This is a genomic window from Demequina aurantiaca, from assembly GCF_000975135.1.
GTDB classification, from domain to species: Bacteria; Actinomycetota; Actinomycetes; order Actinomycetales; family Demequinaceae; genus Demequina; species Demequina aurantiaca.
Genome location: NZ_BBRF01000002.1, coordinates 38,915 through 59,905 on the forward strand (window position 1 = coordinate 38,915; position 20,991 = coordinate 59,905).

The following is a 20,991-nucleotide window of genomic DNA, read 5'->3' on the forward strand; positions in this document are numbered from 1 at the left end:
CATCGGCAGCGTGGAATGTCCTAGCCCTTGTGGCGGTTGACGGTGACATGACAACTATCGGAATTATTGGTGCAGGCAACATTGGATCCAACGTCGCGAAGGCGGCGATTGCGAACGGCTACGAGGTGGTCATCAGCAACTCGCGCGGGCCTGAGACGCTCGGCGATCTGATTGACGAGTTGGGCTCGAAGGCGACGGCCGCGACGGCAGAGGACGCTGCGGAGGCCGGCGATTTTGTGGTGGTAGCCGTGCCCCTCAAGAACTACCGTGAGGTGCCCGTGGGGCCGCTCGCGGGAAAACTGGTCATCGACGCGAACAACTACTACTTTGAGCGCGACGGGCGCATCGAGGCGCTGGACAACAACGAGACCACCACCTCGCAGATGCTCCAGGAACACCTGCCCGAATCGCAGGTCGTGAAGGCTTTCAACAACATTCCGGCCAAGGACATCCCTACGGATGGCGCTCCTGCTGGTTCGGACAACCGACGCGCGCTGCCGATCGCCGGTGACATCGCTGAAGCCAAGGCTCGTGTTGCGGCATTGCTGGATGAGTTCGGCTTCGACGCCGTTGACGTGGGGCCGCTCGAGGACAGCTGGCGCGTCGAACGGGACCGACCCGCGTATGTGGTCCGTTCCAACGCGGACGAGCTGCGCGATCGGATTGCCGAGGCTGTCCGCTAGGCGTTCTGCCAGGCTGTTCGCAACTGTATTGGCGCGCCCTCAATGGCTCCGTTTCGGGGTTGTTGGGGGCGCGTTTGTGCGCCGTGGCTGATGTCCACAGGCTGTGATTTCTGGGGGTCAATGCACGTTTAATGGCGTTTGGAGTCATTTGTCAGACCCCAGTGATTGACTTACCTCATGACCACAACCGTCGCCGATGCTCCCGCCGCCTTGGGTTACAGGGCGGCGGCCGATGCTGGTATCGGTTCTGGGTCGAGGTCCACGTCGCGAGTGCTTGGGCGCGTGCGTGCGCGTGTAGGAGAGGGACGTGGCTGGGACGGGGTAGACCTCGAAGCACTGTCGGAGTCGGTGCTCCTGGAATCGAGTTCCGCACTTGCTCAGATTGAGCGCGAAGTGAATGCCATGCACGCGGCTATCGCACATCAGATTGCTCGACGGTCAGATGCGGGGCCGGGTGGGCTTGCGCGGCGACAGGGTTTTCAGTCGCCAGCCAAACTGATCGCGTCACAGACAGGCGAATCCACGGCAGAGGCGCAGCGACTGATCAACGTGGGAGGCGCCCTCGCGGCGACGATTCCTGAGGTGGATGGTGCGGGCGGTAGCGAGGTCGGACTGGGGAGTACAGAGACGGAAGCGACGTGCTCAGCCGATGCACAGCGGCCGTCGCGACCTAAGTACGTCCACGTCTCGGCAGCAACCGGCGCGGGGAAGTTGAGCATCTCGTCGGGGAATCTCATTACCAACATGCTGGGCCGGGTTGAGGCGGCGACGACGTCGGAGGTTCGGTTGGCGGCTGAGCGCGACCTCGTAGATCGCGCGATGAGGCTCTCCTACGATCAACTGGCGCGTGCGGTGCGGCAAGCGGAGGCATGGCTCGACCGAGAGCGCATCGAGCAAACGCACCAGATGTTGCGCGACGAGAGGTGCCTCACCATTCGCGAGGACCAGGCGGGTATGACTCTGATCTCGGGCAAACTGGATCCGGAGACGGCGGCGCCGGTGCGCGCAATGCTCGACGCGATGGTGGCGCACGGTCTGCGGGAACGGCGCGAGCAGGATCGACTCGCGGCGGATGTGCGCTCCGTGGGGCAGATGCGCGCGGACGCGCTCGGAATCGCCGCACGGCATGTGTTGGGGTGCAAGTCAGAGAAGCTTCCGATGTCACCGACCGCGATGGTGGTGCGAATGAACCTTGACGACCTGCGTGCCAGCGCGGGAGTGGGCGAAGTAGATGGATTGGGACAACCGATTCCGGCCTCGGTAGTGCGCCGTATGGCGGCTGACGCGAACGTGATTCCGGCGGTACTGGGCGGAGAGTCCGAGGTGCTCGACCTCGGTCGGGAGCAGCGCAGCTTTTCGGTCGGCCAACGTCGAGCACTGTTCGAGCGAGATGGGGGATGCGCCTTTTGTGGGGCTCCACCCAGCTTCACCGAGGCGCACCACATTCGCTGGTGGGAGAGAGATGACGGGCCCACGGATCTCGAGAACGGAGTACTGCTCTGCGTGCGATGTCATCACCTGATTCATCGCGATGGATGGGGGATCGAGGCGACGGTGTCCACGGTCGAGTTTGTGCCGCCGGCATCTGTCGATAGGAACCGAGTGCCGAGACCGGGCGGGCGTGCGATGTTTGACCGTCCGCGTGACTGGCGCGCGTTGGGAGATGGTGAGAGCGTGGGCGCCACCGCTGGGGTTGACAGTGCTGCAGATACGACCGCCGCGGGACTTATCCTGGAGCGACCATGAGTACTGACCTAACTGCCTCTGGCGCGCGTGATGTGTTCGAGGGATCGGACGCCGCGGGCTCCGGCGGCGGCGATTCGGGCGGGATGCCGGAATACGTGTTGACACGCAAGCGGATGAAGCACCTGCGAATGACGGTCAAGGCGCCCCACGGAACTGTCCACGTGAGTGCGCCAGTGCGCGCGAGGCAGCGCGACATCGATGCCTTTGTGATGAGCCGCCGTGACTGGATACTGAAGCAGCAAAAGGTGGCAGTGGAGATGCCGGTGCCGCTCACCGCCGGGCCCGAGACCGAGCGATTGCGCCGCGAGATGCGCGAATCGGTACCGCCGCTCATGGAGTACTGGGCAGACCGCATGGGCCTCGAGATGCCGACGCTGACGTTGCGCAGGATGACGTCTCGCTGGGGCACGTGCAATTCTGTGAAGCGACACGTGACGATCAATCTGGAACTCGGCCGTCGTGATCCGGAGCTGCTCGAGTATGTGATCGTGCACGAGTTGGCGCATCTTTACGAGCCCAACCACTCCAAGCGGTTCTACGCGGTGATGGACAAGTACCTGCCTGAGTGGCAAGCGAAGCGGAGGGAACTTAACAGGCGCTGAACCGACGGTGACCACCCTCAGGGGTTCGTGCGCATATTCGACGGCTGCCGAGAAGGCTGGGGCATTGCTTCACTCGCACGGTCGTAACCACCCACTAGCCGACGGCAACCAGTGACTCGCTGCAGTCGCGGCGCTCATCTTCTTGCACATCACAGGGCACCGAGTTGCGCGTCAATGGTCACCGAGCGGATCTCAACCAGGATGAACCATTTGAGTTGGTGATTGCCGTCGTGTCGGACGAGGTGCGCGAGGTCCAAGCCACGGCCGTCGCGCTGAGCGTGACCCCGCTCGGAGGATGACAGCGTTGCAGGCTGGAGCATCGTCCCTGATGTGCCACAATGAAACCAATGAGCACCTTCATCATCATTCTGTAGCGCGTCAGCCCCAATCGCCGACGCGCAGCCTCCCGTACCCTGGGGGGCTTTTTTGTTGGATGATGGGGATCGCACCGCAGGCATGGCACGAACCGAGGAGAGTCCCATGACGGACACCAACGCAGCCGGCACGTCTTCCGCGTCCGCAAGTACCGCGACCGTGAGCACCGCGACCGTGAGCACCGTAGAGGTCTACGACACCACGCTGCGCGATGGCGCGCAGCAGGAGGGGATGAACCTCTCCGTCGCAGACAAGATGGCGATCGCGCCCCTGCTCGACGAACTCGGCGTGGGCATCATCGAAGGCGGTTGGCCCGGTGCCGTGCCCAAGGACACCGAGTTCTTCCAGCTAGTAAACAAGGAACTGCAGTTCGTCAACGCTCAGTTCGCGGCCTTCGGCATGACCCGTCGTGCGGGCACCTCGGCCGCCGCCGACCCGCAGGTGCGCGCCCTCGTCGACTCCGAGGCCCCCATCATCACCCTGGTAGCCAAGTCGGACATCCGTCACGCCGAGCGCGCGCTACGCGTCAGCGGAGACGAGAACCTCGCCATGATCGAGGAGACCGTCGCGTTTCTCGTGGCCGAGGGGCGCCGCGTGGTCCTCGACGCCGAACACTTCTTTGACGGCTACAACTTCGATGCAGACTATTCACTGAAGGCTCTACTCGCCGCGGCCGGAGCCGGCGCCTCGACCCTGGTGCTGTGTGACACGAACGGTGGCATGCTGCCCGACGACGTTCAGCGCATCGTCCGTGAGGTCGGTGCCCACACCGACGTTCAGCTCGGCATGCACGCCCACAATGACTCCGGCTGCGCGGTGGCAAACTCGATGGCCGCCGTGGCCGCCGGTGCCACCCACGTCCAGGGCTGCATCAACGGCTACGGCGAGCGCACCGGCAACGCGGACATCGTCGCGGTCACCGCCAACCTGGAACTCAAGAAGGGCATCACGGCCCTCAAAGGCGATGGACTGCGCGAATCCAGTCGCATCGCCCACGCGATCTCGGAGATCACGAATATCGCGCCCTTTGCGCGCCAGCCCTACGTGGGCGCCTCGGCGTTTGCGCACAAGGCCGGCCTGCACGCCTCCGCCATCAAGGTAGATCCCGACCTCTACCAGCACATGGACCCGTCGCTCGTGGGCAATGACATGCGCATGCTCGTCTCCGAGATGGCCGGCCGCGCCTCGATTGAACTCAAGGGCAAGGAACTCGGCTTCGACCTCTCCGGCCAGAAGGAACTGCTCACCAGGGTGACGGACCGCGTGAAGCACGCCGAGGCATCGGGCTATACCTTCGACGCGGCCGATGCGTCGTTTGAGCTGCTCCTGCGCGACGAGTTGGGCGAGACGCCCGCATATTGGGCCACCGAGTCATGGCGCGTCATGGTCGAGACCTCGCCTGACGACGTCAACGAGGCCGACGCCGAGGCGATCGTGAAGCTAGTGGCCGGGGGAGAGCGACTCGTGTTCACCGGGGAGGGAAATGGTCCCGTCAACGCGCTCGACCACGCACTGCGCCAGGCGCTCGTCAGCGTCTACCCGCAGATTGAGAAGTTCGAACTCAGCGACTTCAAGGTGCGCATCATGGACGCCTCGCACGGTACGGACGCTGTCACTCGGGTGCTCATCACGACGGTCGACACCGAAACCGGAACGCTGTGGCGCACGGTGGGCGTAGGCCCGAACATCATTGAGGCCTCATGGGAGGCGCTGACCGACGCGATGTTCTATGGGCTCATCAAGCTGGGCGTCGAACCCAAGTAGCCACGTGCCCGCGCTCCGCGTGCGGTCAAAGTGACTGGCTACTCGCGCCGAACACTGCACCAAGGTTTCCCGCTCGGTTCCGCGCGCCGAGAAATGGTGACCCCAGCATCGGCCGTCAGGGCAGACTGAGACCATGCACGGTGAATACAAGGTTCCTAGCGGCAAGCTCGTTGTGGTCGACGTCGACATTGACGGCGAAGGCGACGACGCAGCACTCAACAACGTGGTGGTGTCCGGCGACTTCTTTTTAGAACCCGCCGAGGCGATCCTCGACATTGCCCGCGCGCTTGAGGGACTGCCAGCAGCGACATCGGTCTCCGCCTTGACCGCCGCCATTGCCCGAGCAGCCGGTCCGGACGCCGTCATGGTGGGATTCACCGCCGAGTCGGTCGCGATTGCCGTCCGGCGCGCGCTAGGCCACGCCACGAGCTGGGGTGACCACACGTTCGACGTGATTCACGACGAGCCGCGCGAACCATTCCTGCAGATGGCGCTCGACGAGGTGTTGTCACAAGCCGTCGCGGTGGGAACGCGCCAGCCCACGCTACGCATCTGGGAGTGGGAGCGAAACGCCGTGGTCATCGGCTCCTTCCAGTCGGTACGCAACGAGATCGACCTCGACGGCGCGGCAAAGCACGACGTCACCGTGGTGCGACGCGTCTCCGGTGGCGGCGCCATGTTCATTCAGCCTGGAAACACCATCACCTACTCAATTTCGGTGCCGACTTCACTCGTCGAGGGGCTCACATTCGAGCAGTCCTACGCCTTCCTCGACGACTGGGTGCTGGGCGCGCTGCGCGAGGTGGGAATCAATGCCACCTACGTGCCGCTCAATGACATCGCGAGCCCTGCGGGCAAGATTGCGGGCGCGGCACAGAAGCGCTACGCCGCCGGTGCCGTGCTTCACCACGTGACCATGGCCTACGACATCGACGCTGACGCGATGCTTGAGGTGCTGCGCATCGGCCGCGAGAAGATGTCGGACAAGGGCACCAAGTCAGCGAACAAGCGCGTGGACCCGTTGCGCAGTCAGACCGGCATGACTCGCGAGGCGATCATCGATGCGTTCTTGGCTCACTTCGCCAGTCGCTATGCGACGGCGGGCAGCGCCGTGACCGATGCTGAGCTCGCAGAGGCTCAGAAGTTGGCCGCGGACAAGTTCTCCACGCCGGAGTGGCATGGCCTGGTGCCGTAGAGGCGGCGGAAGCGTTACTGCGGCCCCACGTTGAGCAGTTCGATGACGGGGGAGCCCGCCTCATCCGAGGCATCGAGATTCACCACAGCGACGATGGCCCAGTCGTGGTCGCCGTCGGCGTCATCGAGCACCTGACGCACCAGCCAACTCCCCTCAGGCAACTCGCCGTCGGGCGTCACGGATAGCGCCGCTCGTGCGTGAGCAAGATCGTGGTCGCCGCCCGGCTTCACAAAGCTGACCAGCGCAGCAGATCGGGCGTTGGGGCCGATGCCGATTGCCGCGTCTCCCTGCGCCTCGAAGAGTGGGTCGAGCGCCTCGCGCCACACGTCACCGTTCCAGCCTGCGGCCCCGTCGAGCGCGCCCAAGGCCGCGTACTGCTCGCGCGACGCGAGCTCCACGCGGCGGAACATCGCGTTGCGCACCAGGCGCTGCAACATTCGTGGGTTGCCTGACATTGGGCGAGCGGGGCCTCCCATGCCGGGCGACAAGGCGGCCGATGCGGGATCGGCATCGTCGGAAATAACAGCATCGGGGTTGTTGAGGTGTTCCCATTCGTCCAAGAGCGACGAGTCGGTCGACCGCACGATGGATCCGAGCCACTCGGTGATCGCCACTACGTCCTCGGTGCGGTGCTCCTCTGGGACCGTCTGTCGCATCGCCCTGTATGCCTCGGCCAGGTACCGCAACGCGATTCCCTCGGTGCGCTCTAGGCCGTAAGCCGAGATGAGATCGGAGAACGACATCGCCCTCTCGAGCATGTCGCGCACGACGGACTTGGGCGACAATTCCGCGTCCAGGATCCATGGGTTGGTTGTGCGATACGCGATGAAGGCCGGTTCGAGCAGGTCCTCGAGCGGCTTGGGCCATGTGACTTCCTCGAGCAGCTCCATGCGCTCCTCGTACTCGATGCCGTCGGACTTCATGGAGCCAATTGCCTGGCCGCGCGCCTGATGTTGCTGCGCCATGAGAATTTGGCGCGGGTCCGACAACGTGGCCTCGATGACCGATACGACGTCGATGGCGTGGTCAGGCGAGTCCACATTGACCAGGTCCATCGCGGCCAGGGCGAAGGGGGACAGGGGCTGGTTGAGTGCGAAGTTGCGCGGCACATCGACGGTGAGGCGCACGGAGGGCCGCTCCCCACGAGGGTGATTGGCGTCCGGCACGCGGACGCGCTCAACCACGCCGGCGATGCGCAGCGACCGGTAGATCCGCAGAGCCTGACGAATGTGCGCGGAACGCTGCGTCTCGGTCTCGTGAACGGCCTGCAGGAGGTCGCGCATCGCGAGCACCGGGTCCTGCGCCTCCCGGCCCACCGCCGCGTTGGCGGTGCCGCGGGCCAGGATGTTGAGCACCATGGCGTGGTTGACGGTGAAGTGGCTGGTGAGTGCCTCGGGCGGCGCGTCCCGCAACCGTTCAAACGTCGCGTCGGTCCAATTCACGGAGCCCGCGGGGGCGCCCTTGCGCACAATCTTCTTGCGCTTCTTGGGGTCGTCGCCGGCCTTCGCGAGCATCTTGCGGTTCTCGATGACGTGCTCGGGAGCCATCACGATGACGTCACCCTCGGTATCGAACCCGGCGCGTCCGGCTCGCCCGGCTATCTGGTGGAACTCGCGCGCACTGAGGTGGCGCATGCGTTCGCCGTCGTACTTCACGAGCGAGGTGAGGAGCACGGTGCGGATGGGCACGTTGATGCCGACCCCGAGCGTGTCCGTGCCGCACACCACCTTGAGTACACCCTGCTGAGTGAGTCGTTCGACGATGCGCCGGTACTTGGGCAGCATGCCCGCGTGATGGACACCGATGCCCGCGCGGAGGAACTTACTTAACGTCTTGCCAAAGCCGGTGCTAAAGCGAACGCCATCCAAAGCATCGGCGATGATTTTGCGCTCTTCCTTGGTCGCGACCTGCTGGCTGAGAAGGGCCTGCGCCCTGTCGACCGCGTCCTTCTGCGTGAAGTGCACCACGTAGACGGGGGCGTGACCGGTCTGCACCAGACGCTCGACCACGTCCGGCAGCGGCTCGACGCAGTAGTCGAAGCTCAGCGGGACGGGGCGCTCGAGGGTCGTGACAGTGGCCACGGCGCGGTCGCTCTGACTCTGCAGTTCCTCGACCAGCCAGTCGGTGTCGCCCAATGTTGCCGACATGAGCACGAACTGTGTGTCTGGTAGCTCGAGCAGCGGCACCTGCCATGCCCACCCGCGCTGGGGGTCAGCGTAGAAGTGAAACTCATCCATGACGACAAGCGAGGCGTCGGTCGCGGAGCCGTCACGCAGCGTCAAGTTGGCCAGGATCTCCGCGGTACAGCAGATGATGGGGGCGTCGGGATTGACCGCGGAGTCGCCCGTCATGAGCCCTACGTTTTGCGTGCCGAACAGCGCGATCAGGTCAAAGAACTTCTCGCTGACCAGGGCCTTGAGTGGTGCGGTGTAAAACGTGCGGCCACCCGTGCCTGCCCGATGCGCGGCGAGTGCGGCAAAGTGCGCACCCGCGGCGACGAGTGACTTGCCGGATCCGGTGGGGGTGGCGAGGATCACGTGAGAGCCGGAGACGATCTCCATGAGCGCCTCGTCCTGGTGTGGATACAGAGGGAGGTGCTGATCGTCGGCCCAGCCCGAGAACGCCTCATAAAGGGCATCGGGGTCGGGGTTCTCTCCCGTCGTCGGCGCGGGAAGGCGATCCAGGAGGGGCGTGTCGGCGTCAGTCATCGGTTCCATTGTCTAACAGGCGATCGGCATGGGTCACACCGCCCCGCGTCGCGGCTAGCCTTGGCCAATGACCACCCACGCGCTGCCCTCCACGATTGCGGCGCCCGTCGAGCATCGGTCGGTGGTCAAGAAGTCCGTGTTCTTGGCCAACGCGGTGCCTGTCGCGTCCGTCGAAGCGGCCGATGATGTGGTCGCGTCGATACGCAAGCGGCACTGGGATGCTCGTCACCATTGCACCGCCCTAGTGGTGGGCATGGCCGCCGATCGCCAGCGTTCGAGCGACGACGGCGAGCCCGCCGGCACTGCAGGAACGCCGATGCTGGAGGTGCTCCGCCACCGCCACGTGACCGATGTGGTGGTCGTCGTCAGCAGGTGGTTCGGCGGCGTGAAGTTGGGTGCCGGCGGTTTGGTGCGGGCCTATGGCTCGGCGGTGTCCGCGGCACTGGACGAGGCGGTGTGGGTCGATCGCGTTCCCCTCACTCCGCTGTCGATGGAAGTGCACCAGGCCGATGCCGGGCGCGTCTTGGCCTCGCTGCACGCCTGGGTCGACCGTCACGACGCCGTGCTCGACGAGCCCCGCTATGGTTCCGCCGTGACCCTGGGGGTGCGCGTAGGGCCCGGCTTGGTTGAGGCTGCCCGTGCGGAGATTGCCGAACTTACCTCGGGTGCTGTTGAGGTGGTGGCAGGCGAGACTGTGATCGTGAACCGGAGGCGCTCGTGAGTACCGACTCGCGCACGACCGCGATGCCACTGTTCGTCATCCTTGGGCTGGTGTGTCAGGAGGCGGGCGCCGCCGTGGCGGTGGGCCTGATGCCTGACGTTGGCCCGTGGGGAGTCGTGGCCCTACGCCTCGTGTTCTCTGCGGTGGTGCTGCTACCCCTAGCGATCGTGAGCCTGCGACGAGGTGCCGTGATCTCGTGGCGCCACGTGTTCGCCTTCGGCTTGTCGCTTGCCGCGATGAACGTGTTCTTCTACCTGGCGCTCGAGCGCATCCCTCTGGGCGTGGCCGTCACGATCGAGGTCACCGGCCCGTTGGTGCTGAGCGTGGTCGCGAGCCGTAGCTGGCGCGGCGCACTCTGGGCCGCGTTGGCCGCCGCCGGCGTGGCCCTGTTGGGGGGCTCAGGGCTGTTGCATGGCGGGTCGAGCGCGCTCGACCCGGTGGGGCTCGCCTTCGCGGTGGGGGCGGCCGTGATGTGGGCCGCGTACATCGTCACCGCGCGGGCCGCCGGCGCGGCAATGCAGGGTGTGGTCGGACTCGCCTTGGCAATGGTGGTGGGAGCGCTGGTGACGCTACCCGTCGCCGGCGCGATGGCGGGGTCGGCGCTACTCAAGCCCGAGGTGCTCGCGCTGGGCTTCGCCGTGGCCGTGCTCTCCTCAGCAATTCCGTACGGCATTGAACTCTCCGCTTTGCGCCGCATGAAGGCCGAAACCTTCGCCATCCTGCTTGCCCTCGCGCCGGCCATCGCCGCGCTGGCCGGCCTGGTACTGCTGGACCAACGCCTTACCTGGGCAATCTCCGCGGGAATTGCACTGGTGACGGTCGCGGGGGTCGGGGCCGTAGCATCGGCCGGCCGCCGGGCCGTGCCCGCGGTGGAGGAGGTCGCTGTCGAGATAGGGGAGGACGAGGACGAGCCTCGCTAGAGGACGTGGGTGCCAAGCAGATCGCCGATGCCGTACGTCACCAGCATGGCTAGGGTTCCACCGACGACGTTGCGCACCAGCGCCTTGCGCTTGGAGGAGTGAGCGACGCGCGCCGAGGACAGTCCGGTGATGGCCAGTGCCACAATGACGGCCACGAAGGTGGCCGGGATCGCCCAGGACTCGGGCGCGAGCAGGATGGTCAGCGTGGGAATCATCCCGCCGACGGTGAAGGCGACCAGCGACGCGAAGCCCGCCACCCACGGATTGGTGAACTCGTCGGGGTCGATGCCGAGGTGCATGAGGGCGTGAATTGCGAGCGCGTCGTGGTCCATTTGCTCCGCGGCGGCCACCGTCGCAACCTCTTCTGACATGCCCGTCTTCTTGTTGAGCTCCACGAGTTGCTGGAGTTCCCACTCAGGTCGCGTGTCCTGCCAGATCTTCTCGCGCTCGATCTGCGCCTTCTCGGCGTCGCGCTGGCTCGAGACCGACACGTATTCGCCGATGCCCATCGACAGAGCGCCCGCGGAGATGCCCGCGATTCCGGCCGTCAGAAGTGCGCCCTCGCTCGGCGCTGCAGCCGCAACACCCACCAGCAGCGCCGCCATCGAGACGATGCCGTCGTTGGCTCCCAAAACGCCAGCGCGCAGCCAGTTCATGCGCGAGGAAATCGCCACCTCGTCGGGCCCGGTGTAGTGCTCCTTGTGGCGCTCGTGCTTGGTCATGATGTCAGGCTAACGAGTCGCTGCGGGTGGGCGCTAGCAAGGGGTGCCTGTCTTCGGCGACCCGAACTTCCAGGTAGAGGACTGAAACTGGCGGCGCGCCACGGACGACGAGGTGCAGGTGTTAGGCGCGTTCGCCCATCACGGCAGTGCCAACGCGGACCATGGTGGCGCCCTCGGCGATGGCCCACTCGAGGTCGCTCGACATGCCCATCGACAGGTGCCACGCCTCGCGCAGGTTGTGCTGACCGCGCTCCGACAGGATTAGTGCCTCGTCGCGGATGTCTCGCAGTTGCCGGTAACCGGCGCGCACAGCGCCCTCGTCTGAGGAGTTGAGCCCTATGGTCATGAAGCCCGTCACAGTAAGTGCGTCGAGCGCCTGGACTGCGCTCGCAAGGGTAAGAGCCTCCGACGGCTCTACACCCGCCTTGGACTCCTCACCTGACACGTTGACCTGAACCATCACGTCCAGCTCGCGCTCGGCCTCAAGGCACAGCCGCGAAAGCCGCTCGGCCAGCTTGAGGGAGTCCACGGTCTGCACACACTCCGCGAACTCCACTGCGATGGCTGCCTTGTTGCGCTGCAGCTCGCCAATCACGTGCACGTGGGCTCCGGCAGCGCGTAGGGCCTCGCCCTTCTCGGCGAGTTCCTGCATGCGGCTCTCGCCCACCAGAATCGCCCCAGCAGCCACGGCGGCTGACGCCGCGTGCGCATCCCAGGCCTTGGTAGCGACTAGGAGTTTCACTCCCGACCCGGCGCGGCCAGACTGCGCCTCGGCCACGTGAATTCTGGCCTTGGCATCAGCGATGGCCGCGGTGTAGTCCCAATCTGCGGGGGACGGGGCGAGTTCTCGGGCCACGGGTGCGCTCCTGGTGTTGATCTGCATGCATCGTTGCGGGGGCATGCGGTGAGAAAAGTTACGTACTGACAGTACTCACTCGTGCTCCGAGACATGGACATGGGCTGGCGTCGGCGTCCATTGGCCGCCATCTGAGCGCTGGGATGAGGGAGAGCGCGAAATCAACCAAAACCTGAACATTGGATGCCAAACGCTCGAAAAAACAACCAAAACCTGAACGCAGGGGGGTGGGAGGGTGGGGGAGCCGGACGCCAGGGCGACATGACGACCTGAGGACCGGGTGGCAGGAAGCCAGGACGCCAGGACGACCTGACGACCTGACGTCAGGTGACAGGAATCACGCGGACTTCGCGATGGGGGCGATGCTCCCGTGGGTCACCGCGACCAGATCGGCCGGCGCCATGCCGATATCGAACCCGCGGCGCCCCCCCGAGACATAGATAGCCTCAAAGGACAGCGCCGACTCGTCGAGCACCAGCGGCAGCCGCTTGCGCCCGCCAAGGGGAGAGATGCCGCCCACCACGTACCCAGTGGCGCGTTCAGCGTCGGCAGGCGGGGCCATCTGGGCCTTCTTGGCGCCCAGCGCGTGGGCGATGGCCTTGAGGTCGAGCTGGTGATCGACCGGCACCACACCCATTGCCAGCGCACCGTCCGCGTAGATGCACAGCGTCTTGAATACCTGCGCGGGGTCGATGCCGATCGCGGCGGCGGCCTCGAGGCCGTAGCTCAATTCAGAGTTGGGGTCGTGGTCGTAGGGATGCAAGGTGTGGGAGATCCTCGCCTTCAGCAGTGCAGCCACGGCTGGCGTACTTGCATGCTCCGCTTGATTCTTGGCTCCGTGTTTACTCACCCCGCCAGTCTGGCATCGCCTCCCGTCCCATGCCCACCTCTTCTCCAGCGTTCAGGTTTTGGTTGAAAAACGGAGCCCGGGCGCGCCAGCGTTCACGTGGTGGTTGATCGCAGTCTGTGCCATAGGGTGAACGGCGTGAGCAATGACACCGACGCAGCCAAGCGCCCCCAGGTCGACATGTGGACCGACGGCGCGTGCAAGGGCAACCCCGGGATCGGCGGCTGGGGAACCTGGATGCGTTCCGGCGGCAAGGAGAAGGAAATGTGTGGGGGCGAGCTCCACACCACCAACAACAAGATGGAACTCCAGGCGGTCATCGAAGGTCTGAAGATTCTGAAGAAGCCCTGCGACATCACCCTTCACGTGGACTCCAAGTACGTCATGGATGGCGTCACCAAGTGGATCCACGGCTGGAAGAAGAACGGTTGGAAGACTGGCTCAAAGCAGCCGGTCAAGAACAAGGAACAGTGGCAGGAACTGGACGCCCAGGTGGCCCGTCACGATGTCACTTGGGTGTGGGTCAAGGGCCATGCCGGTGACCCCGGCAATGAGCGGGCCGATGCGCTAGCGAACAAAGGTGTGGAAATGGCCCGACTCAACGCCTAAAGAATTGTAGAAGTCAGGCGAGTGGCCTAGATTCGTGATCATGTCACAGAGCCCATGGACAGATCCCGACGCCGCCATCACACGAGTGGAGGAGCAGGTGCGTCAAGCCGAGGCCGTCGCCGCCAAGGCGCAGGCCCTCGAGAAGGAAATGAAGCTGCTCGTTGGGAGCGCGCAGTCGCCGCGCCGCGAAGCCAGTGTGACGGTCACCGTGCAGGGAGCTCTCGTTGACCTGCAACTGTCACGCGACGCGATGGAACTCGACGAGCGTGCACTCAGCAAGATCATCGTCGAGACAGTGGCGAAGGCGCAACGCAACGTCGGCGAGCGAGCCGTCGCCCTGACCTCCGAGGCGTTTGGTGAGGACTCACCCATCACCGCACGCATGCGTGCCGAGGCGGACGAACGCGATTCGCTACCGGCAACGGACGGCATCCGGTACGAGCAGGAGTAGCACTGTGGCAGAGTTGATTCGCATTGATCCAGACACGGTGAGCTATCACGCGGGCCGGGTTGACGTGGCGGCGGGACGTGTTGGTACGGCCGTACAAGCGGCGCAATCGATGAATGTTGCCGGCGGTGCGTTTGGGCTGATGTGCGCGTTCCTCGTGGCGCCCGCGATGGCGACGACGTATGCCGCCACCTCGGCAATCGTGTCATCCCAGAAATTGTTGGAACGTAGCGCGCGGGAGTTGCGTGGCGCCATGAGGGACGTCGGAGTTTACGAGCAGGGCGTTATTGAATCCTTGAACCGCAGGATTAGCGCGCTCGACGGAACGGTAGACCGATAGTGGGCGTCGGATGACCGGCAACCCGCTGGTCGCCGGACCGGTCTCGATGTCTACGCCCCTGTCAGGGACGTTTCTGTTGGAGGACTGCGAGTCAATCGCGTCGGGTATTCGCAATGGTGACTGGGTCGAGGGTGGCATGGGAGCCTTTGCCGCCGTCGCCGATGGGCTTGCCATGGTGGTCGATCCCCTCGGCTCCTTGATCGCGGCCGGGCTCGGCTGGCTCATGGAGCACATGGAGCCGCTCAAGGGCTGGTTCAACGACCTCACTGGCGACGCAGGCGAAGTCATGGGGTTCGCGGCGACCTGGGAGAACATCGCCAATGAGATGAAGTCCGTGGCCGCCGAGGTCACCCGTATCCTCGGCGACCTCGACGATCAGTCGGGTGCGTTCATCGAGACCTACCGCAAATTCCAGTCTGAGGCGTCTGCTCACGTCGCGGCGGCGGGTGTGCTCGCGGGCGCGATGGGCGTCGGCATGCAAATGGCCTCGACCATCGTGCAGATCGTCCACGACATCACTCGAGACGCACTCTCGCAGATTGTGGGAACGGCGATCTCCGCCACCGCGACGGCAGTGTTCACGCTGGGGTTTGGTACGCCGTGGGCGGTCAGCCAAGTGGCCACGCGGGCCGCGTCCTTGTCCGCACGGGTCTCGTCATTCGTCACCAAGTTGCTCCGCACTGTCAAGGCGCTCCTTCCCAAGCTCGACGATGCTGCACGGCTCTTCCGTTCCCTCCAGGACGGTTTGGATCGTGCAATCCGCAGCGCAACCGATGGCGCGTCGAGCGCGTCTCGCCACCTTGACGACATTGGGCCTGGATCACCATCCATTCGTCACATGGACGATGTACCTCCGGGGCGAACCTACGACGAGGCGGTGAGTGACCGCATTGCTGACGGAACGTGGGAGGACCCCGGGTCGCGTCCATCCTGGGCCAGCACTGCCGAGCGTGGGGAAACATTCTTTGGCCCTGATGCTCTCCGGTACTACGAGGGCGATGGAGTGACGCTGGGTGCGCCAGGACGTCCAGCTTTTCTCATGCCAGGCGAGGATGGCGCGCGAATACTGACACATGAGCAGGCAATGATCCAGACTGGTCGAGCGCCGTCGGTGGAGGAGGCGTACGAGAACGGGCGCCAGATTTTCGGGGTGAATGTGCCGCTTGAAGGGCAAGACCTGCGCGTGCCCACTTTTAATGATGCGAATCTGGATCCGAGCAAACTAGATCCCGCGGACATCAACCCGAATTTTGTCCCCGGGGGCAATACCGCGCTGAACGACGACGGAGTATTCCGAAGTAATCAAACACGGGAAGCGGTAGTCGACGGCGGGCGCACGATTCCGCCCGGTAGTTACGTATTCGAGCTACTTCCCGATGGTCAACGAAGATTGGTGAGGCAATTTTGATAGCGGCGGATGAGCAGGGAGCCGGTTGCGACGTCTGTCGACAAGCCTGGTTTGGTGGTGGAGCGAACAGAACCTGCTTCATTGAGCGTGGCGAGGTCATTCCCTTGCAGATTGCGTTCTTCGAATGCAAGGAGTGTGGATCGTGGTGGGACTATGCCGCGCTGAGCCGTCCCCGACTCATTTCTGAGAGTGATGCCCGGCGCATTATTGACACAAGGGCTATGCCATGACCGCGCCCGAGTCGACCGTGGCTCTCGAATCCGCCATCGCGTCTGCGCCAACTGATGAACATGGACGTGTGCGGGCGATGCAGGCATTCCTGCGCGCCACGGTGGTATTGCCCAGTGGCACTGACGTCTCATCATTCGACTCGGTCACACCTGTGATGTTCCCTCCTGGAGGCGAGCAGTGCATTTCTGTGTTTACCAGCGCCGATGCTGCAGTTTCGGTCGCATCGCGGGCGCCATACATGCTCACGATCAGCGGAACGAGCCTGATCCTCCGTGTGGCGAAGGAGACGTCGATTGCAGTAGCGAGCACCGCTGGCGTGGTGGTGTTCTCATCCGAGTTGCTTCAGGCAGTGCGTGACGACCTCGCCACGCGGGCGGATAGAGACGCCTAGGCGGTGGCTCGAATCGCCTGGCAGGCGTCCACTATTCGTAGCCGCAGGTCCGCCCCGCGCCGCGCAAACTCCCGCTGCATCGTCGCGTATTCGGCCTTGCCCGCGGGCGTCTCGATGGCGATCGCCTCGAGCCCGTAGGAGCTGACGTTGTAGGGCGACGCGCGCATGTCCACGCGTCGCACCTCGAGCGCGAGGTCAAAGCAGTCCTGCTGAAGCTCGCTCGGCACCGCCGGCGACAACTTGAGGCACCACTTGAACAGGTCCATGGTTGCGTGCAGGCACCCGGGCTGCTCGGAGGCCACCTGAGTCTCGCGCGTCAGTTGCGTCGCGTTGAGCGGCCGCGCCTCGGGGGTGAAGAAGCGAAACGCGTCAAAGTGCGTGCACGCGATGGGGTGCGCCTCGACTACCGCATCTGTGCCCTCACGCCCCAGCCGTAGGGGGAGCGTGTGGCGGCGGTCAGGATCGCCGGATTTGTAGATCATGGCCCACTCGTGCAGCCCAAAGCACCCGACGTGTAGCGGCCGCTCGGCGGTGCGCTTCATCAGGTTCTCGACAAAGTCGACGGTGGTGCCGCGCTTCGCCATGAATGCTGCCGCGTCAAAGGTGGTTTCCATTACCCCGGCGGCCGATGCCTGGGTGCGGTACCACTTCCATCTCGCCTGGGCATCGGCCTCCTGGAGCACGATGCCGGGGCCGGGGTGCCAACGCCGCAATTGGGAAGGCTTGGTCGAGTTGTATTCGTAGAGAAAGTCCTCGACAGCGTGGGACTCGCCGGCGTCGCGGCGCTCGCGATGGCCGCAGGTGGCAGCGTCGACCCGGGCGTGAAATAAGTCTTGCAACGGCTCCCACTTGGCCCGGGACAGGACGCGCGGCGCATCTGACACGACCGTGGCATCGGCGGCAATAGGGGAGTGCATGCCCCTATTGTCTCGCGACGGGCTGGCGATCTGATCCGGCGGCGCCGTCGCCAACCACGGCATTGGCCGCGGCCATGGATGAGACGGACAGGAGCTTCTCGAGAGGCCCTTGACCCACCAGCCATCGCCATAGCGAAGCGAAGAGGATTGCGCTCAGACACAGCACCACGTAGGCCACGTTGGTGGCCTCGTAGACGATCTCGTCGCCCACGGCAGAGATCACGATGAGGTGTGCGACGTATAGCGTCAGGGCCATAGATCCGGTGGCAATGAGTGGCCACATCACGGGTCGCGCGACCTGAGCCAGCCACAGGCACACGGCAATCACGAGGCTCGCCGACGCCAGGTTTCCCGCCATCTCGAGCGGCGAGTAGCTGTGCGCTTCGGTGGACAGCCACAGAGAGTCATGCGTCGTCGTGCCCCCCGCACGTGCCGAGATCACCGCTGCGATCACCAGGCCCGCCACGCCCGCTAATCCCAGCACCACTTGCGTGCGCCGTGTCGCCAGTGGCAGTCGTCCGATCGCCATGCCCGCCAAGATGTAACCCATCCAGCTAATAGCGGGGTAGTGCTCGGACCACAGAGTGCCCACCACGGGAAGGTCATGCAGGCCAACATTGCCGGCTCCGGTGGCCGCCGTTCTGACGGCTAGTTGTCCCACCAGCACGCAGACCGCAGCGCCCACCCACAGCCACCGTGCCTGCCAGCGGAAGGCCACGAGGGACAGCAGGAACATCACTCCGAGGTTGGTCAGAATCACGATGACGGGCGTGCCGAGCTCGGAGAGCACGAGCCCAAGCACGATCAGGATGATGGCCCGCACCGCGACGCGCCAGCGCGTATGAAGGACGGCCGATGCTGGGGCCAGGTCTCCCGTCACCCCGGCCTTGCGCGTGAGCATCAGGGAGATGGAGACGCCGGCCAGGATGGCAAACAGTGCCGAGGGTCGACCGTGGGAGACGGTCAGCCACGCCCAGCCGTTCTCGCCCTTGTCATCGCCCACATGGGCTCCGAACATTCCGAGGATCGCGAGGGCGCGCGCGACGTCGAGTCCCTCGATGCGTGCGGGTCGTGGCATGACGACATCGTAGGCGTGCGTGGTGCCCCACGCCGTGCGCCGCGTGACCGGTTAGGCTGGGAGGCATGCGCATCGCCAGATTCACGACCGGAGAAGAGCCCCGCTACGCCATGGTGGACGGTGATCCGGGCGCCGAGGAATTGGTGGTGCTGACCGGCGACCCGATGTACACGCCGGGCACAGTCACAGGGGAGCGGATCCCGCTCACCGACGACGTTCGCCTGCTGGCGCCCGTCATTCCCCGCTCCAAGATCGTGTGCCTCGGGAAGAACTACGCGGCCCACGCCAAGGAGATTCCTGCGCGTGGCCCCGCCTCCGACGTGCCGATCCTGTTCCTCAAGCCCAACACCGCGGTTATTGGGCCGGACGACCCCATCGTGCTGCCGTCGTACAGCCAGGACGTCCAGATGGAGGCCGAGCTCGCGATCGTCATTGGTCGTGTCGCGAAGGAGGTCTCCGTGGAGAACGCCGAGCAGTACATCTACGGATATACCTGTGCGAACGACGTGACGGCGCGTGACCTGCAGCGTCAGGAAGACCAGTGGTTTCGGGCCAAGGCCTTCGACACCTCGCTGCCCCTGGGGCCGTGGATCGAGACTGACCTTGCGCACGACGACGTGGAGATTTCGTCGCGCTTGAACGGCAATGTGTGTCAGAGCGGAAACTCACGCGACATGATTCTCGACGTCGCTGGCGCGGTGTCGATGATCAGCGAGATCGTCACGCTGTTGCCCGGCGACATCATCCTGACCGGCACCCCCTCCGGCGTCACCACGATGAATCACGGCGATGTGGTGGAGATCGACATCGAGGACATTGGTGTGCTGCGCAACCCGGTCCTGCGTCGCGGCTAACAGTCTGTCGGAGGTGGTCGTCGCCCCGAGCGGGCCACCTTCAGATTCCCCATCAACTTTGAGTAGTAGTTCCTTAGGAAGGCCCCATGAGCAACGTTCGAGTCCGATTCTGCCCGTCTCCTACCGGCGTCCCGCACGTCGGCCTGATCCGCACGGCGCTGTTCAACTGGGCCTACGCGCGCCACACCGGCGGCGACTTCGTATTCCGCATCGAGGACACTGACGCCTCGCGCGACTCTCAGGAGAGTTACGAGCAGCTCCTCGACGCGATGCGTTGGTTGGGCCTGAACTGGGATGAGGGCCCCGAGGTGGGCGGCGAGCATGGCCCCTACCGCCAGAGCGAGCGCCGCGAACTCCACATGGACGTCGCGCGCAAGTTGCTCGAAGGCGGCTACGCGTACGAGGCATTCTCCACCGCGGAGGAGGTTGACGCTCGCCACGAGGCCGCCGGCACCCACAAGGCGCTGGGCTACGACGGCTTTGACCGAGACCTGACGGAGGAGCAGAAGGCGGCCTACCGCGCCGAAGGTCGCGTGCCTGTGATTCGCATGCGCATGCCCGACGAGGACATCACCTTCACCGACCTTATTCGTGGCGAGGTGACGTTCCCCGCCGGCTCCATCCCTGATTACGTCATTGTGCGTGGCACCGGCGACCCGCTTTACACACTGGTCAATCCCGTCGACGATGCCCTGATGAAGATCACGCACGTGCTTCGCGGCGAGGACCTGCTCAGCTCTACCCCGCGCCAGATTGTCCTGTACCGCGCCATGGTCGAGCTCGGTATCGCGGACCTCGTCCCTGACTTCGCTCACATGCCCATGGTCACGGGCGAGGGCAACAAGAAGCTGTCCAAGCGCGCTCCTGAGTCCAACCTATTCCTGCACCGCGAGCGCGGCTTCCTGCCCGAAGGCCTGCTCAACTACCTCTCGCTCCTGGGCTGGAGCATCGGCCCCGACCGCGACGTGTTTACAGTCGAGGAACTCGTCGAGGCCTTCGACATCGCGGACGTGAACCCCAACCCCTCGCGGTTCGACCTTAAGAAGGCCGAGGCCATCAACGCCGAGCACATGCGCCTGCTGCCCGTGAATGACTTTGTGGAGCGTGTGGTGCCGTACCTGCACGCCGAGGGCTTGGTGTCCTCACCCGACGCCCACGCACTGACTCCGCACGAGGAGTCCACCCTTGCGGTCGCTGCACCCCTGGTGCAGACCCGTATGAGGCTCTTGGGTGAGGCGCCCGGCATGCTGGGCTTCCTGTTTATTGCGGACGATGCAGTGGTAGTCGAGGACGCAGCACGCGCCAAACTCCCGGAGAACTCGGCAGCTATCCTTGATCGCGCAATCGCGGAACTTGAGGCGCTGCCGGACTTCACCCCCGAGGCGCAGCAGACGGCGCTGACCGCGGCGCTGATCGACGAGATGGAGATCAAGCCACGTCTCGCCTATGGCCCGTTGCGCGTAGCGATCACTGGACGCCTCGTATCGCCGCCGCTGTTCGAGTCCATGGAGATCCTGGGTCAGGACCAGTCGCTGACTCGCCTGCGGGCCTTGCGCGCGTCGCTCTAACGGGCCTC

21 protein-coding genes are annotated in these 20,991 nt (G+C 64.8%); 14 read left to right on the forward strand and 7 right to left on the reverse strand.

What is annotated here, in order from left to right; genetic code table 11:
- Nucleotides 1–47 precede the first annotated feature (47 nt).
- The 3 genes from AOP73_RS08635 (at nucleotide 48) to AOP73_RS08645 (ending at nucleotide 3,031) form a co-directional block, all read left to right on the forward strand.
- Nucleotides 48–683: an NADPH-dependent F420 reductase gene (locus AOP73_RS08635; protein ID WP_061965660.1), complete on the forward strand. Its 636-nt coding sequence runs from the start codon at nucleotides 48–50 to the stop codon at nucleotides 681–683.
- A 177-nt stretch (nucleotides 684–860) separates the two neighbouring features.
- Nucleotides 861–2,429 carry an HNH endonuclease gene (locus tag AOP73_RS08640; RefSeq protein WP_061965047.1) on the forward strand — a complete coding sequence of 523 codons (1,569 nt, stop codon included), beginning with the start codon at nucleotides 861–863 and terminating at the stop codon, nucleotides 2,427–2,429.
- Nucleotides 2,426–3,031, forward strand: coding sequence for a M48 family metallopeptidase (locus AOP73_RS08645; protein WP_061965050.1), 606 nt, complete (start codon nucleotides 2,426–2,428; stop codon nucleotides 3,029–3,031). The genes AOP73_RS08640 and AOP73_RS08645 overlap by 4 nt, the downstream gene beginning before the upstream one ends.
- A gap of 149 nt (nucleotides 3,032–3,180) precedes the next feature.
- Here the strand turns inward: AOP73_RS08645 and AOP73_RS12035 are convergent, their stop codons facing one another.
- Entirely contained in the window at nucleotides 3,181–3,351 is a 171-nt protein-coding gene (locus tag AOP73_RS12035) for a hypothetical protein (RefSeq protein ID WP_160295461.1), read from the reverse strand.
- A gap of 160 nt (nucleotides 3,352–3,511) precedes the next feature.
- Here AOP73_RS12035 and cimA point away from each other — a divergent pair, with 160 nt between their 5' ends.
- Nucleotides 3,512–5,170 carry a citramalate synthase gene (gene cimA / locus AOP73_RS08650; RefSeq protein ID WP_084626752.1) on the forward strand — a complete coding sequence of 553 codons (1,659 nt, stop codon included), beginning with the start codon at nucleotides 3,512–3,514 and terminating at the stop codon, nucleotides 5,168–5,170.
- A 133-nt stretch (nucleotides 5,171–5,303) separates the two neighbouring features.
- Nucleotides 5,304–6,365 carry a lipoate-protein ligase LplAB gene (gene lplAB, locus AOP73_RS08655; RefSeq protein ID WP_061965052.1) on the forward strand — a complete coding sequence of 354 codons (1,062 nt, stop codon included), beginning with the start codon at nucleotides 5,304–5,306 and terminating at the stop codon, nucleotides 6,363–6,365.
- Between the two features lie 14 nt (nucleotides 6,366–6,379).
- Here the strand turns inward: lplAB and AOP73_RS08660 are convergent, their stop codons facing one another.
- On the reverse strand, nucleotides 6,380–9,082 hold the full coding sequence (locus AOP73_RS08660) for a DEAD/DEAH box helicase (RefSeq protein WP_152650616.1): 2,703 nt from the start codon (nucleotides 9,080–9,082) through the stop codon (nucleotides 6,380–6,382).
- 58 nt (nucleotides 9,083–9,140) lie between these two features.
- On the opposite strand from AOP73_RS08660, the gene AOP73_RS08665 reads away from it, so the two are divergent.
- Nucleotides 9,141–9,794, forward strand: coding sequence for an IMPACT family protein (locus AOP73_RS08665; protein ID WP_061965057.1), 654 nt, complete (start codon nucleotides 9,141–9,143; stop codon nucleotides 9,792–9,794).
- Complete coding sequence (locus AOP73_RS08670; protein WP_236683565.1) at nucleotides 9,791–10,714, forward strand: EamA family transporter; 924 nt, start codon at nucleotides 9,791–9,793, stop codon at nucleotides 10,712–10,714. Before AOP73_RS08665 ends, AOP73_RS08670 begins: the two co-directional genes overlap by 4 nt.
- On the opposite strand, the gene AOP73_RS08675 is transcribed toward AOP73_RS08670, so the two are convergent.
- The 3 genes from AOP73_RS08675 to ybaK all read right to left on the reverse strand — a co-directional run bounded on the left by AOP73_RS08675 (nucleotide 10,711) and on the right by ybaK (nucleotide 13,142).
- Nucleotides 10,711–11,436, reverse strand: coding sequence for a VIT1/CCC1 transporter family protein (locus tag AOP73_RS08675; protein WP_084626753.1), 726 nt, complete (start codon nucleotides 11,434–11,436; stop codon nucleotides 10,711–10,713). The genes AOP73_RS08670 and AOP73_RS08675 overlap by 4 nt on opposite strands.
- Before the next feature lie 121 nt (nucleotides 11,437–11,557).
- Nucleotides 11,558–12,292: a YggS family pyridoxal phosphate-dependent enzyme gene (locus AOP73_RS08680; protein WP_061965668.1), complete on the reverse strand. Its 735-nt coding sequence runs from the start codon at nucleotides 12,290–12,292 to the stop codon at nucleotides 11,558–11,560.
- 337 nt (nucleotides 12,293–12,629) lie between these two features.
- On the reverse strand, nucleotides 12,630–13,142 hold the full coding sequence (gene ybaK / locus AOP73_RS08685) for a Cys-tRNA(Pro) deacylase (RefSeq protein WP_061965059.1): 513 nt from the start codon (nucleotides 13,140–13,142) through the stop codon (nucleotides 12,630–12,632).
- A 135-nt stretch (nucleotides 13,143–13,277) separates the two neighbouring features.
- Between ybaK and rnhA the strand changes: the two genes are divergently transcribed.
- From rnhA to AOP73_RS08710, 5 genes are all read left to right on the forward strand, one after another.
- On the forward strand, nucleotides 13,278–13,748 hold the full coding sequence (rnhA, locus tag AOP73_RS08690; RefSeq protein ID WP_439645234.1) for a ribonuclease HI: 471 nt from the start codon (nucleotides 13,278–13,280) through the stop codon (nucleotides 13,746–13,748).
- A gap of 40 nt (nucleotides 13,749–13,788) precedes the next feature.
- Nucleotides 13,789–14,199, forward strand: coding sequence for a YbaB/EbfC family nucleoid-associated protein (locus AOP73_RS08695; RefSeq protein WP_152650617.1), 411 nt, complete (start codon nucleotides 13,789–13,791; stop codon nucleotides 14,197–14,199).
- A gap of 4 nt (nucleotides 14,200–14,203) precedes the next feature.
- Nucleotides 14,204–14,536 carry a hypothetical protein gene (locus tag AOP73_RS08700; RefSeq protein ID WP_061965063.1) on the forward strand — a complete coding sequence of 111 codons (333 nt, stop codon included), beginning with the start codon at nucleotides 14,204–14,206 and terminating at the stop codon, nucleotides 14,534–14,536.
- Between the two features lie 10 nt (nucleotides 14,537–14,546).
- Nucleotides 14,547–15,944, forward strand: coding sequence for a hypothetical protein (locus AOP73_RS08705; protein ID WP_061965064.1), 1,398 nt, complete (start codon nucleotides 14,547–14,549; stop codon nucleotides 15,942–15,944).
- 226 nt (nucleotides 15,945–16,170) lie between these two features.
- Nucleotides 16,171–16,566, forward strand: coding sequence for an SseB family protein (locus tag AOP73_RS08710; RefSeq protein WP_061965066.1), 396 nt, complete (start codon nucleotides 16,171–16,173; stop codon nucleotides 16,564–16,566).
- Here AOP73_RS08710 and AOP73_RS08715 read toward each other — a convergent pair.
- Together AOP73_RS08715 and AOP73_RS08720 are read right to left on the reverse strand one after the other, a co-directional pair.
- Nucleotides 16,563–17,483: a hypothetical protein gene (locus tag AOP73_RS08715; protein WP_061965068.1), complete on the reverse strand. Its 921-nt coding sequence runs from the start codon at nucleotides 17,481–17,483 to the stop codon at nucleotides 16,563–16,565. The genes AOP73_RS08710 and AOP73_RS08715 overlap by 4 nt on opposite strands.
- 4 nt (nucleotides 17,484–17,487) lie before the next feature.
- Nucleotides 17,488–18,561 carry a heparan-alpha-glucosaminide N-acetyltransferase domain-containing protein gene (locus tag AOP73_RS08720; RefSeq protein ID WP_061965070.1) on the reverse strand — a complete coding sequence of 358 codons (1,074 nt, stop codon included), beginning with the start codon at nucleotides 18,559–18,561 and terminating at the stop codon, nucleotides 17,488–17,490.
- A 65-nt stretch (nucleotides 18,562–18,626) separates the two neighbouring features.
- Here AOP73_RS08720 and AOP73_RS08725 point away from each other — a divergent pair, with 65 nt between their 5' ends.
- Nucleotides 18,627–19,415 (forward strand): fumarylacetoacetate hydrolase family protein, encoded by a 789-nt coding sequence (locus tag AOP73_RS08725; protein ID WP_061965072.1) that lies wholly within the window; start codon nucleotides 18,627–18,629, stop codon nucleotides 19,413–19,415.
- A gap of 86 nt (nucleotides 19,416–19,501) precedes the next feature.
- Entirely contained in the window at nucleotides 19,502–20,983 is a 1,482-nt protein-coding gene (gltX, locus tag AOP73_RS08730; RefSeq protein WP_061965074.1) for a glutamate--tRNA ligase, read from the forward strand.
- The last annotated feature ends 8 nt before the right edge of the window (nucleotides 20,984–20,991 follow it).